Origin of the sequence: Arthrobacter sp. yr096, assembly GCF_900108925.1 — a bacterium.
Lineage (GTDB): Bacteria > Actinomycetota > Actinomycetes > Actinomycetales > Micrococcaceae > Arthrobacter.
This window is the reverse complement of sequence record NZ_FNYI01000006.1, coordinates 67,861-80,405: the sequence shown is the minus strand read 5'-3', so window position 1 is coordinate 80,405 and position 12,545 is coordinate 67,861. Positions and strand designations below refer to the sequence as shown.

Below are 12,545 nucleotides of genomic sequence, written 5' to 3'. Positions count from 1 at the left end.
GCGCGCTACTCCGCGCCCAGCAACTCTTCCCGCCTTCGCTCCGTTTCCTCCCGCAGGCCCTGCACGACGGCGGCTACCGCGGGGCGGCGCATGGAGTCCGGCCGGAGGACCATCCAGTAGGGGAGGAGTTCCGCGAAGTCGGCTGGCAGGAGACGCACCAAATCCGTGTGCCGATCAGCCATGAAACAGGGCAGGAATCCGATGCCGGCCCCGGCCCGGGTGGCTTCGACATGGACGAAAACGTTGGTTGAACTGAGGCCGTCGCGCATAGTGGGGACCAGCCTGCGGGGCGCGTCCAGGTCGTCCACCTGCAGCATCGAATCCACAAAGTAGACCAGTTGGTGTTGCGTGAGTTCCTCGACGCTGGCGGGCGTGCCGTGGTCCTTCAGATAGGCGCGGGACGCGTACATTCCCAGCCTGTACTCACCAAGCCTGATGGCCTCTGCGCGGTGCACCTGTGGCGTCCCCACCACCACCTCAATGTCCAGGCCCGATCGCTGTTGCAGGGCACGTCGCGTCACCGTGACGATCTCGACGCTGAGGCCGGGGTGATCGCTTCGCAGGCGGGCTACCGCCGGGGCCGCGATATAGGCGCTGAACCCATCAGTTGCGGTCATGCGTACGACGCCGGTAATCGGGTCTGGTGCGCGGTCGCTCGGCCCCAGCGCACCCACTGCAGCCTCGATCCGCTCTGCGACCTGCACGGCGTCGGCGCCCAACTCCGTCACTTCCCAACCACCGGCCGCACGCGCGAGGACCCGGCCACCCATGGCCTTCTCAAGCGCCGCTATCCTGCGCGAAACGGTGGTGTGGTTCAGTCCCAAGGCTTGTGCCGCCGTCGTAAATTTTCCTGAACGTGACACGGCGAGCAAGATGAGGAGGTCGTCCGGGTTCGGTTTCATATCTGCAATTTTGCACATACTCAGTGCCACTTTGGTCATTGAGACGCAGCAAATCTGCGGCAATACTCAGTGGAGCATTTCGTGTTGTGGATCACATCACGTTCACAAGGGTCAAAGAGGACACTGAGGAGATGGATATGAGCGTAGAACAGCGCTCCGCATCAAGAGCCGGGAAAGATGCTGGAAAAGGCTCCGGCCTGAAGAAGATCGTCGCGGCCTCGATGGTGGGCACCGTGGTGGAATGGTACGAGTTCTTCCTCTACGCCACCGCCGCCACACTGGTATTCGGCAAGTACTTCTTCCCCAGCACCGGCAACGAACTGGACGGTATCATCCAGGCCTTCATCACCTACGCTGTAGGTTTCGTTGCCCGGCCGCTGGGCGGAATCGTCTTCGGCCAGATCGGCGACAAGCTGGGCCGCAAGCCCACACTGCAGCTGACCATCGTGATCGTGGGCGTCTCCACCTTCCTGATGGGCTGCCTCCCCGGCTTCATGGACATCGGCTACTGGGCACCCGCCATGCTGGTGGCGCTCCGCTTCATCCAGGGCTTCGCGCTCGGCGGCGAATGGGGCGGTGCCGTCCTCCTCGTGGCAGAACACAGCCCCAACAAGTCGCGCGGGTTCTGGTCATCCTGGCCGCAGGCCGCAGTTCCGGTGGGTAACCTCCTGGCCACGCTGGTCCTGTTCGTCATGTCCACCACCCTCAGCAGCGAAGCGTTCCTCGGCTGGGGCTGGCGCGTCGCGTTCTGGCTCTCCGCAGTGATCGTGTTCGTCGGCTACTACATTCGCACCCACGTCACCGAGGCGCCGATCTTCCTCGAAGCCAAGGCACAGGTGGAGGAGTCCAAAGCCATCAGCTACGGAGTTGGCGAGGTCATCCGCAAGTACCCCAAGGGCATCCTGCAGGCGATGGGTCTGCGCTTCGCGGAGAACATCATGTACTACCTCGTGGTGAGCTTCGCGATCGTTTACCTCAAGAGCGTCCATAAGTACGACACGTCCTCGCTCCTGCTGGCACTCCTGATCGCCCACGTCATCCACTTCCTGGTCATCCCGCAGGTGGGACGCCTGGTGGACTCGTGGGGACGCAAGCCCGTGTACTTGGTGAGCGCCATCACCGGCGCAACCTGGCCGTTCTTCGCCTTCCCCATGTTCGACACCAAGAACGCCGTGATCATCGTGCTCGCCGTGACCATCGGCCTCTGCCTCCACGCGTTCATGTACGCCGGGCAGCCGGCCATCATGTCCGAGCTCTTCCCCACCCGCATGCGCTACTCGGGTGTCTCGCTCGGCTCGCAGGTCACATCCATCTTCGCCGGCTCACTCGCACCGCTGCTGGCCACCCAGTGGCTCAAGGACACCGGATCCTGGGTTCCCACCGCGATCTACCTGGTGGTCGCCTGCGCCATCACCGTCGTCGCCGTCGTTTCGCTGAAGGAAACCAAGGGCATCGCGCTGGAGGCCGTGGACCAGGCGGACGCCGAGCGCCACGGACTGACCACTCCTTCCACTTCGAAAGGCTAGTTCCATGGACAACTCCTTGAACGGGCGCAAAGCACTGGTGACCGGCGGCGCGAGCGGAATCGGGGCCGCCTGCGCCCGGGCGCTCGCCGCCCGCGGGGCGAAAGTAGTAGTGGCCGACGTCGATGCCTCCGGAGCTGCAGCCCTCGCCGACGAGTTGGGCGGCACGGCCTGGACGGTGGATCTGCTGGACGTGGACGCGCTGGCCGCGCTCAGCCTGGACTGCGACATCCTGGTCAACAACGCCGGCATCCAGAAAGTTGCCCCCATCGAGGAGTTCGAGCCCGCGGAGTTCCGGCGGATCCTGGCCCTGATGCTGGAGGCCCCGTTCCTTCTCATCAGGGCCGCACTCCCGCATATGTACGCCAACGGGTTCGGCCGGATCATCAACATCTCCTCGGTCCATGGGCTCCGGGCCTCCGCCTACAAGAGCGCGTACGTGTCCGCCAAGCACGGCCTGGAGGGGCTCAGCAAGGTCACTGCCTTGGAGGGCGGCGAACGCGGGGTCACGTCCAATTGCATCAACCCCGGATACGTCCGCACGCCGTTGGTGGAGAAGCAGATCGCAGATCAGGCCCGGCTTCACGGCATCCCCGAAGCCGAGGTCCTGGCCAAAGTGATGCTCACGGAGTCCGCGGTCAAGCGACTTGTGGAGGTGGAGGAAGTCGCGTCGTTGGCCGTCTGGATGGCCTCCGACGACGCCGGTATGGTCACCGGTGCGAGCTACACCATGGACGGTGGCTGGTCGGCCAGGTAAGGCGCGGCGGGCTGGTTCCGGCCGTCGCGGGGTGACAGCGCCGACCCTCCGCGGGGTGAAGGGCTCGGCAGCTTAGAGTGTGGCATGGCTAAAGTGAGGTCTTTGCGGGATCGGCGTGCCACGGCAATGGTGATCAACCTTGCCACGGTGGCAGCATTCACGGCGACGCTCGTGATCACCGGAACGCCGCTGCGCTGGGTGGTCCTCTTTGCTGTTGTTGGGGTCTTCGGTTCATACATGGCCCTGCTTTTAGACGCAGTCTTTGCTCGGCTGCGTTTCAAGCGTTTGCTGCGACGCGGGCGTTTGGAATGTTGGATCCGCTGGCATGAGCCAAAGGAGGGCAGCCGTAGGGTGGGCTGGGAGCGGGGGCTGGTGTCGTTGAGAACTCCAGCAGTGGATTTCGTACGGACCGATGCCATCAGGCCGTCCCAGGAAAGACTCTTCACTTTCCTGGTCAGTGGGAGGGCCGAACCCAATTTGTGGGACCCGCACCCGAACAATGCCCGCTTTCTGGGCCGGGGTGCCCGCTCGATTCAGTTGGAAACAACACTGGGCGTCATGGACGTGGCCGGCTTCCCCGAGGCCATGGAGCAAGTAGAAGAAATGCTGTCCACCTTCGAACCGGCGAGGTGACAGATGATGCCTATGTTTGGGGGTTTTCCACATAGGCAACTTTGCCTCTGATGTTCGGTCCGAGTCGCTGGAAGAGTGGCTCCATGGACGGATTCCAGGGATCAGAGCAGGCCACAGTGGCTTCACCGCCCATGGATCATGCCCCCGTCCCGGCCTCCTCAATAGTGGCTTCGGGAGGGGCTTGGGAAGAGACTCCGGGATGGGCTCCTGGAGTGCCTGTGAAGGGGTTGGGCGTTCGCGGTCTCATGCTTGCAGTAGCGTCCCTTCCGATCAGCGCCGACAGTTCGGAGCTGATCGATGAAATACGCGAACTTGAGGATCTGAAGTCCGCTGTTTCCGCCCGGCAGGCCAGGGCCGCAGTGGCTCTTGACCTGGCGCAGCGATCCCAGCAGGCCGACGCCGGTGTTCCTGCGGCAGAGCGTGGTGCAGGGGTTGCTGCGCAGGTGGCGTTGGCGCGGCGGGAGTCACCGAACCGAGGATCCAGGCTCCTGGGGTTTGCCAAAGCGCTGGTCACGGAGATGCCGCGGACCATGGCAGCGTTGGAGTCGGGCCAGTTGAATGAGTGGCGGGCCACACTGCTCGTGAAGGAAACAGCCTGCTTGTCCGTTGAGGACCGCGCCGCTGTCGACGAAGAGCTCGCCCCTGACGCCGGGACCTTCGATGGGGCCGGAGACAAAGCCATCATCGCAGCCGCTAAAGCCGCCGCGTATCGTCGCGACCCGCGGTCAGTGGCGCAGCGAGCCAGCCATGCCGCCACGGAACGGACTGTCAGTCTGCGCCCGGCACCGGACACCATGACCTACCTGACCGCCCTGCTCCCGGTCGCCCAAGGCGTGGCCGTCTATGCCGCGTTGACCCGGACGGCTGATTCAGTCCGGTCCAGCGGAGACGGGCGCACCCGTGGCCAAGTCATGGCAGACACCCTGACCGAGCGCGTTACCGGCACGCCGGGAGGTGTTTCAGGTATCAACCTCAACCTCGTCATGACAGACCGCACGCTTTTCCAGGGCGACCCCGAGCCTGCCCGGCTGGAAGGCTACGGAATCGTACCCTCGGAATGGGCCAGGGCGCTTTTGGTTGAGGAACAAGGCGGGTCTGAAGACCAGCCCCGCCGGGACGCGCATCCCTTGGTCGAGGGTCCCCGGGACGCGCATCCCGCGGATCGCAGCGAGTTTAAAGTACTGCTCCGACGCCTCTACACCGCTCCCGGCAGCGGCGAGCTCCTGACCATGGACTCAAAAGCCCGGTTCTTCCCTCAACGGTTGCGGCGCTTCATCCACATCCGGGATCACACATGCCGCACCCCGTACTGTGACGCGCCCATCCGGCACATAGACCACGTGGTTCCTTGGCATTCAGAAGGCAGCACGCACCTCCACAATGGGGCCGGGCTTTGCGAAGCCTGCAACCACACCAAGGAAAATCCAGGCTGGGCCGCCAAGAGCATGCCCGGTGGCGTGCACACAATTCGCGTGAGCACTCCCACCGGGCATAGTTACGAATCCAAAGCACCACCGTTGCCGGGGCACAGATCCACCGGCGTCAGGATCCAGAGTGAATTCACCAACTAGAGCGCCTTCACTACGGGGATCTGCACAGTCTCGTCCACCAGCTCGGCCCGGCGAAGGCCGCCGCCGCGGACCCACAGCTTGTAGGCGACGAACAGCAACACCAGCCAGGTTCCACCCACGTACAGAGCAACGCGGGTGTCCTCGAAGACGCCCAGGATCACGATCACCATGGCCATGAACGCCATGGTCAGGATCGATGCTGCGGGCCAGAGCGGCGAACCGAACTCCGACGCCGGCAATCCCTTGCGCTTGATCTCCCGCTTCATCGCAACGTGCGAAGCCAGGATCATCACCCAGACCCACACGGTGGCAAACGTAGCGATCGAGGCGATGAGCACAAAGACATCCTCCGGAATGACGGCGTTCAAAACCACGCCCACCAGCAGGATGGAACCCATCATCACCACGGTCATCCAGGGAACACCATGACGGGAAATCTTGCCGAAGCTCTTGGGCGCATGTCCCTGTTGGGCCAGTCCGAACAGGATGCGGCCAGCGCCGAAGATGTCACTGTTGATCGCAGAGAGAGCGGCCGTAATGACCACGGCGTTGAGGATATGGGGAGCCGCGGGGATGCCCAAGCCATCGAAAATTTGGACGAACGGGCTGCCGCTGCTGCCAATCTCGTTCCACGGGAAGATGCTCATCAGCACGCCCAGGGTCAGTACATAGAAGAGCAGCACGCGGACCGGAACAGTGTTGACTGCCTGCGGGATGACTTTCTTGGGATCGGCCGCTTCGCCCGCGGTGATGCCGATGGTTTCGATCCCGCCAAAAGCAAACATCACGACGGCGAACGCGGCCAGGAGCCCTTCGAAACCGTTCGGGAACAAACCGCCATGGTTCACAAGGTTCCCCAGTCCCGGTGCCACTCCACCGCCGTCGCCCGTTTGGAAACCAAACACCACGATCGCCGCGCCGCCCACGATCATGGCAATAATCGCCACCACCTTGATGAGCGAGAACCAGAACTCCAGCTCACCGAACACCTTCACACTGAGCAGGTTCATGGCACCCAGGAACAGGATGATCGCCAGCACCCAGATCCATCTGTCCACCTGCGGGAACCAGAAGCCCATATAGATACTGAAGGCCGTGACGTCCGCGATGGCCACAATCGCCATTTCGAATACGTAGGTCCACCCCGTCACAAAGCCTGCGAACGGTCCCAAATATTTGCTTGCGTACTGGCCGAAGGAGCCCGAGACCGGGTGTCGGACAGCCATTTCACCGAGTGCACGCATCACCATGAATACGGCTGCGCCGCCGATGATGTAGGCCAGCAGGACAGCGGGGCCGGCTTTCTGGATGGCGGATGCGGAGCCGTAGAAAAGGCCAGTGCCGATCGCAGATCCGAGTGCCATGAAACGGATGTGGCGGACGTTGAGGCCTCGGCTGAGCGCCGTACCCGCGGCTTGGAGCACAGAGCTCTCCGTAGCCAGCTTGGTTTGTTGCATAGTAAAACCTTCTCGTCTTTGGGAGGGGATCGCTATCCAGCAGATCACTTTAAGGACCCTTGTGATCGGACTCACGGGGCATTGGTGTCTTTGATCGCAGACAGTGGGCTCAGGCCCGTTCTGGTGGTGGTAAAAGTCATAGTCTCCGTTCGGATATGATGACCGCGGACAGCTCATCAAGCCGGTCAGGCATCCCTCGCTTTGGCGTCGCCCCCAGTGAAATAGGCGCTGCCACCGCATCCTGACTTGGGGGACCCTTGATCTCTGCATTCCGCGCTACCCGGCGCCATGTTGCTGCCGCTCTTGTTGCCGTTGTTGCTGGGGCTTCTCTGCTCTTCGCCACTCCTGCGCAGGCCTACGACATTCCCGATTTTGAGGTCCCGAACGCCTCGCAGGCTCCTGTGCCATTCGTGGAACGGGCTGCCGATGCCGCAGGTGTTCTAGGGCTGTGGAGGGCCGGTGGTCCGGCAACCCGTGCCGCTGCCGCAACCGCGTTGGTGGGTGGACCGGAGGTGCTGCAGGCATTTATCGACGGCGGACAAGACGTCCCGCTGGCAGCGGACCGCAAGCAACTGGTCACCCGGCTGACGGAGCAGGGGAGCGCGCACGTACGGTCATCTGCGAAAAACATCCTGGCAGCGAATGATCCGGCAAGCATCGATGCATTCCTTGCCACAGGGTGGGCCAAGACGTGGGAAGGCGACCTCAAAGTTGCTGCGACTTTCTTCCAGGAATACGGCAACATTCATGTAGAACGCGCCGCTTCCGAGAGCCTCGACAACGGCAATGAAGCTGTGGAGCAGTTCGTTCTTGAGGGCTGGCGGCAGGCCGCCGAGGGGCAGGACCGGCAAGCGGCGTATGGACTCATCGCCTCCGGGATCCCTGCTGTTTCTTCTGCTGTCAAGGCATCGCTGGCAACCGACGACGCTGAAATCGTTGCTGACTTCCTGCGCTACGGGCAGTTCGTCGCAGCAGACCACCACAATGAGACCGCAACAGTGACAGGGCTGCTCCAACAGGTCAAAGCCGATATCGCAGCTAATCCCAACGGAACAGCAGCGGTTGCTGATCGCGCGATGGCCGCCGTCGGGAAGGCCAAAAGCACGGCATCAGCTGCGAGGGCAGCTGACACCGCGCGATTGATGGCCGACTGGAAGTTCCAGAGTTCGCAGGCGGTTCCGCGCGCTGTCATCGACGGTGCCAGTATGGCGGCCAAGAAGCCATTCCAGGAGGCTTTTGGAAAAGCAGCCAAGGAGGTGCCGGGTCTTCTCGCCAGCCTGACGGCGCCCGGAGCCGACCCTGACCTTCTGATCAAGGAAGCCCGTCAAGCCACCCTGGATCTCGCATTGGTGGGTACTCCTGAGGTCCGGAAAGCCGCGGAGGCTGCGCTGCTGGGTGGCGACGCCGCGATCAAGGACTTCGTCGCCGTCGGACACGATGCTGCCTTCGAGCTGGACGGCCCCGCCATCCTTGACGACAGAATCCGTGTAGCCCAGATCCACGCCACGGGCGGAGCGCATGTGCGCCAGGCCGCCTCCAACGCTGCCAAATCCGCCAGTCACGCAGATGTCCGCACCTTCCTGGAGTACGGATTCGCAAGTGCCCAGGACCTCGACAATCGCATCCTCGCCTACCAGAGGCTGGACGACGCAGCCCTGGAACTGCGGGTAGCCGCCAATGTGGCCTTGGAGGGCAGCCGGGCTGATGCGCAGGCATTTGCCACAGCGGGCCAGTTCGCCGCCCTCGACCGGGACAACGCCACAGCAGCCCACGTCGCTTCCATCGACGCCATGCTCGCCGAACTCACGGGGCTGGCGGACAAGGCCAAGCTTGACGCTGCGCAGGCGGCTGAAGCTGCTGCAGCTGCGGAGGCGGCACGCGCCGCGGAGCAGGCCCGCCAGGCCGAAGCCGCCCGCCAAGCTGAAGCCGCCCGCCAAGCGGAAGAGGCCCGCCAGGCTGCCACGGCCGCTGCAGGGGGCCAGGCCGCAGCCAGCCAGGTTGATGTCTCGCAGCACTCGGGTACGGGAGTAGCTCCGATAGTTGTTCCGTGGCCGCGGGACAATGCTCCCGCCGTCGGACTTCCTGAAGCCGCGCCGACGCAGGACGCCGCTGCAGAGCCGGTAGCGGTGCCCAGCATCTCGGTCCCGCCGGCCACGGCCAACGGGGATTCGCCTTCGGTTGACTCCGGGTCCCAGGAAGCCGCCGCACCCTTGGCTGTCTCCTCTGCCGGGCTGAGCGGTTGGACCATTGCCCTGATCGCAGGGCTGGTCCTGGCCGCTGCCGGTGCCATCACGTTCCTGCTGCGCTGCAAGGGTTCACCGGCGAAGGGCTAGGCTTTCACCGCACTGGATTCGGATGTCTGATATCCCGGACACCCATGAATGCCAGGTGACTGGCGCAAGCCGGCTGTTCGGTGCACGCTTGAGTACGGGATACCGGACTGGTCCGGTTCGGGGTTCCCTTGAGGTGCGAGCAGTGAGGAACCATGACAACCACGCCATTGGCACAAGGCAAGGCCACGTCCAAGGTCCCTGCCGCCGAAAACACGCTGCGCATCCTGAAGCTGCTGGCTTCGCGCCGGGGTCCCATGGCGGCGTCGAATATTGCCACGGCGCTGGGCCTGCCGCGCTCCAGCGTGTATCACTTGCTCGGGGTGATGGAGGCCAACGGCTTTGTCCTGCACCTGCATGAGGAACAGCGCTACGGGCTGGGTATCAGCGCCTTTGAGCTCAGTTCGGCCTACTCCCGCCAGGAACCACTTTCGCGTCTGGGCCGGCCGATGCTTGCGTCCCTGGTTGACGTGATCGGTGAGAGTGCGCACCTCGCTGTGCTTCACGGCCGCGACGTGCTCTACATCGTGGAGGAACGTGCCAAGAACCGCCCCAGCCTGGTCACCGACGTCGGTGTCCGCCTTCCCAGCCACCTCACTGCCTCCGGCCGCGCGATCCTGGCGGCCCTGCCAAAGTCGCAGGTCCGTGCCCTCTATCCCAATGCCGCAGCCTTCACGTCCCGGCATGAGGTGGAGTTCCCCATCATGAAGTACTCCGCTTTGTCCTCCCACCTGGATCAAGTGCGGCAGCGTGGGTACGCCACGGAAAACGGCGAAATCACGCCGGGATTCGGCTCAATCGCCGCCGCTGTGACGGACCATGTTGGGTGGCCGACGGCGGCAGTCGCCGTGACGTTCCTCGAGGACAAAGTGCCGACTGAGCAATGGCCGGTCCTCGCTGCGCGCATCCGGAAAGCGGCCGACGAACTATCGGTGCGGATCCACGGCCGGCCGGCAGGCTAATCCCTCCGGGAGGCTAGGCAGGTCCTGGCGTTTCGTGCTCGACCAGTTTGCGGAAAGTCTCGAGCTCCCCTTGGAAGCTGCCCCGGTAGGACCCGAGAGAGAACAGTCGCCCGAAGATCGCTGAAATGAATCCCCGGGTCACGAACTCCTGCTGGATGCGTGTGGCATCGCCCTCGGGCACAAAGGTCACGTCTGACTCGCCCTTCAGGATTGCGTTGCCGAACGGGGTACGGATGTGCCGGGGCCTCTCCACCTCAAGGATCCGGGTAGGGCTTGCCATGCGTCCGAACCACACGGTGTAGCTACTGCCGGCCTGGTCCATGGAGCCCACCCTGTCGGTCACATGGGTGACCCCTCCGATCCACTCCGGGAACCGGTCCAGGTCCGTCCACACTGCGAAGACGCGCTCTGGCGGCGCCGCCACGAGCGTGGAGACTCGGTACGTTGCCATGGGTCCAGCATGCGCTCATCGGCCCCTGAATGCGAGGGGTGGCGCTGCTTGAAAACAACGGCCGGCGCTGCCACAACACAGCGGCCGGCGGGTGACACTGACGGGCTGACATGCGTCTGTAATCCCGGACAGCACCCTTCCAAAAGCCGTTCCGGCCGCTCGGCAAAGGGGCTTTAGTAGAAGCAGAAGATCTTTCCACCACACACTTCCCATAGACGAAGGAGTCACCATGGCACCCGCCGATTTCACTACTGGTGCCCGTCCGGTCAAGGCCGCCCGGGGTACCGAACTCACTGCCAAGTCGTGGCAGACCGAAGCGCCGTTGCGCATGCTGATGAACAACCTGGATCCCGAGGTCGCTGAGCGTCCGGATGATCTGGTGGTTTACGGTGGCACGGGCCGTGCTGTGCGTTCCTGGGCTGCTTTTGATGCGATTACCCGGACTCTGGAAACCATGGAGAAGGACGAAACGCTCTTGGTTCAGTCGGGCAAGCCGGTGGGTGTGTTCCGCACTCACGAGTGGGCTCCCCGGGTGCTGCTGGCCAACTCGAATCTGGTGGGGGACTGGGCAACGTGGCCTGAGTTCCGCCGGCTCGAGGCTGAGGGTTTGATGATGTACGGCCAGATGACGGCCGGGTCCTGGATCTACATCGGCACCCAGGGCATCCTGCAGGGCACGTACGAGACCTTTGCCGCGGTGGGGAACAAACTCGCTGCGGAGGGCCGTCACCCGGCACCGGCTGCCGAGGGTTCCGCCGAGGGCCCGTTGGCGGGGACGCTGACGTTGACGGGTGGGTGTGGTGGCATGGGCGGGGCCCAGCCGCTGGCGGTGACCCTGAATGATGGTGCGTGCTTGATTGTGGACGTGGACGAGACCCGTCTGCGCCGCCGGGCGGGGAAGCGGTACCTGGACGAGGTCGAAACGGACCTGGATACCGCGATCGCGAAGGTCCAGAAGGCCAAGGATGAGCGTCGGGGCTGGTCCGTGGGGTATGTGGGCAACGCCGCCGAAGTGTTCCCGGAGCTGCTCCGCCGCCACAAGGCTGGGGAGATCACTTTTGATGTGGTCACCGATCAGACGTCCGCGCATGATCCCCTGTCCTACCTGCCCGAAGGCATCACGGTGGCGGAGTGGCATACCGAGGCTGAGGCGGATCCGGAAGGGTTCACCAAGAAGGCCCAGGCCTCGATGGCCCGCCACGTTCAGGCGATGGTGGAGTTCCAGGACGCCGGGGCTGAGGTGTTCGATTACGGCAACTCGATCCGTGACGAGGCCCGCAAGGGCGGGTACACCCGGGCGTTTGAGTTCCCCGGTTTCGTTCCGGCCTATATCCGTCCGCTGTTCTGTGAGGGTCTGGGCCCGTTCCGTTGGGTGGCCCTGTCCGGGGATCCGGAAGACATCGCCGTGACCGATGCAGCGATCAAGGAGTTGTTCCCGGAGAACAAGCACCTGCACAAGTGGCTCGACGCCGCGGCGGAGCGGGTGGAGTTCGAGGGCTTGCCGGCGCGTATTTGCTGGCTCGGGTACGGCGAACGGGCCAAGGCTGGGTTGTTGTTCAACCAGCTCGTGAAGGAGGGCAAGGTCAAGGCCCCGATCGTGATCGGTCGTGACCACCTGGATTCGGGTTCGGTCGCGTCCCCGTACCGGGAGACCGAGGCCATGGCGGATGGTTCGGATGCGATTGCTGACTGGCCGTTGCTGAACGCCCTGATCAACACCTCCTCGGGTGCTACCTGGGTGTCCATCCATCACGGCGGCGGTGTGGGTATTGGCCGGTCCCTGCACGCCGGGCAGGTCTCCGTCGCTGACGGCACCGACCTCGCCGCGGAAAAGCTCGAACGGCTGTTGACCAACGATCCCGGCATGGGCGTGATCCGCCACGTCGACGCCGGCTACGACCGCGCCGTCGAAGTCGCCAACGAACGCGGCGTCCGCATCCCCATGAACGAAAAGTAAGA

Annotated in this window: 10 protein-coding genes; 7 read left to right on the top strand and 3 right to left on the bottom strand. The window is 63.8% G+C overall.

What is annotated here, in order from left to right:
* Nucleotides 1-5: 5 nt before the first annotated feature.
* On the bottom strand, nucleotides 6-902 hold the full coding sequence (locus BMY91_RS15975; protein ID WP_090823649.1) for a LysR family transcriptional regulator: 897 nt from the start codon (nucleotides 900-902) through the stop codon (nucleotides 6-8).
* A gap of 137 nt (nucleotides 903-1,039) precedes the next feature.
* Between BMY91_RS15975 and BMY91_RS15970 the strand changes: the two genes are divergently transcribed.
* The 4 genes from BMY91_RS15970 to BMY91_RS15955 all read left to right on the top strand — a co-directional run bounded on the left by BMY91_RS15970 (nucleotide 1,040) and on the right by BMY91_RS15955 (nucleotide 5,386).
* Nucleotides 1,040-2,428, top strand: a complete 1,389-nt coding sequence (locus BMY91_RS15970) for an MFS transporter (RefSeq protein WP_090824066.1) — start codon at nucleotides 1,040-1,042, stop codon at nucleotides 2,426-2,428.
* 4 nt (nucleotides 2,429-2,432) lie between these two features.
* The gene (locus BMY91_RS15965) at nucleotides 2,433-3,182 is read left to right on the top strand and encodes a 3-hydroxybutyrate dehydrogenase (RefSeq protein ID WP_090823648.1); all 750 of its coding nucleotides are present in this window, start codon (nucleotides 2,433-2,435) and stop codon (nucleotides 3,180-3,182) included.
* An 84-nt stretch (nucleotides 3,183-3,266) separates the two neighbouring features.
* Nucleotides 3,267-3,815 (top strand): hypothetical protein, encoded by a 549-nt coding sequence (locus BMY91_RS15960; RefSeq protein ID WP_143054079.1) that lies wholly within the window; start codon nucleotides 3,267-3,269, stop codon nucleotides 3,813-3,815.
* 245 nt (nucleotides 3,816-4,060) lie between these two features.
* On the top strand, nucleotides 4,061-5,386 hold the full coding sequence (locus tag BMY91_RS15955) for an HNH endonuclease (protein WP_177179940.1): 1,326 nt from the start codon (nucleotides 4,061-4,063) through the stop codon (nucleotides 5,384-5,386).
* Here BMY91_RS15955 and BMY91_RS15950 read toward each other — a convergent pair.
* Nucleotides 5,383-6,843 carry an amino acid permease gene (locus BMY91_RS15950; protein ID WP_090823641.1) on the bottom strand — a complete coding sequence of 487 codons (1,461 nt, stop codon included), beginning with the start codon at nucleotides 6,841-6,843 and terminating at the stop codon, nucleotides 5,383-5,385. The two genes, BMY91_RS15955 and BMY91_RS15950, sit on opposite strands and share 4 nt — an antisense overlap.
* A 257-nt stretch (nucleotides 6,844-7,100) precedes the next feature.
* Here BMY91_RS15950 and BMY91_RS15945 point away from each other — a divergent pair, with 257 nt between their 5' ends.
* Nucleotides 7,101-9,176, top strand: coding sequence for an ALF repeat-containing protein (locus tag BMY91_RS15945; RefSeq protein ID WP_090823639.1), 2,076 nt, complete (start codon nucleotides 7,101-7,103; stop codon nucleotides 9,174-9,176).
* A 152-nt stretch (nucleotides 9,177-9,328) separates the two neighbouring features.
* Nucleotides 9,329-10,135: an IclR family transcriptional regulator gene (locus BMY91_RS15940; protein ID WP_090823637.1), complete on the top strand. Its 807-nt coding sequence runs from the start codon at nucleotides 9,329-9,331 to the stop codon at nucleotides 10,133-10,135.
* Nucleotides 10,136-10,148: 13 nt separating this feature from the next.
* Here BMY91_RS15940 and BMY91_RS15935 read toward each other — a convergent pair whose 3' ends face one another.
* A complete protein-coding gene (locus BMY91_RS15935; RefSeq protein ID WP_090823635.1) occupies nucleotides 10,149-10,586 on the bottom strand; it encodes an SRPBCC family protein in 438 nt (145 codons plus the stop codon).
* Between the two features lie 229 nt (nucleotides 10,587-10,815).
* Here BMY91_RS15935 and BMY91_RS15930 point away from each other — a divergent pair, with 229 nt between their 5' ends.
* Complete coding sequence (locus tag BMY91_RS15930; RefSeq protein WP_090823633.1) at nucleotides 10,816-12,543, top strand: urocanate hydratase; 1,728 nt, start codon at nucleotides 10,816-10,818, stop codon at nucleotides 12,541-12,543.
* Nucleotides 12,544-12,545: the final 2 nt, after the last annotated feature.

Coding starts and splice junctions, on each gene's coding strand:
- BMY91_RS15975 (WP_090823649.1), bottom strand. CDS start 902: ATGAAACCGAACCCGGACGACCTCCTCATCTTGCTCGCCGTGTCACGT.
- BMY91_RS15940 (WP_090823637.1), top strand. CDS start 9,329: ATGACAACCACGCCATTGGCACAAGGCAAGGCCACGTCCAAGGTCCCT.
- BMY91_RS15930 (WP_090823633.1), top strand. CDS start 10,816: ATGGCACCCGCCGATTTCACTACTGGTGCCCGTCCGGTCAAGGCCGCC.
- BMY91_RS15950 (WP_090823641.1), bottom strand. CDS start 6,843: ATGCAACAAACCAAGCTGGCTACGGAGAGCTCTGTGCTCCAAGCCGCG.
- BMY91_RS15935 (WP_090823635.1), bottom strand. CDS start 10,586: ATGGCAACGTACCGAGTCTCCACGCTCGTGGCGGCGCCGCCAGAGCGC.
- BMY91_RS15955 (WP_177179940.1), top strand. CDS start 4,061: ATGCTTGCAGTAGCGTCCCTTCCGATCAGCGCCGACAGTTCGGAGCTG.
- BMY91_RS15970 (WP_090824066.1), top strand. CDS start 1,040: ATGAGCGTAGAACAGCGCTCCGCATCAAGAGCCGGGAAAGATGCTGGA.
- BMY91_RS15960 (WP_143054079.1), top strand. CDS start 3,267: ATGGCTAAAGTGAGGTCTTTGCGGGATCGGCGTGCCACGGCAATGGTG.
- BMY91_RS15965 (WP_090823648.1), top strand. CDS start 2,433: ATGGACAACTCCTTGAACGGGCGCAAAGCACTGGTGACCGGCGGCGCG.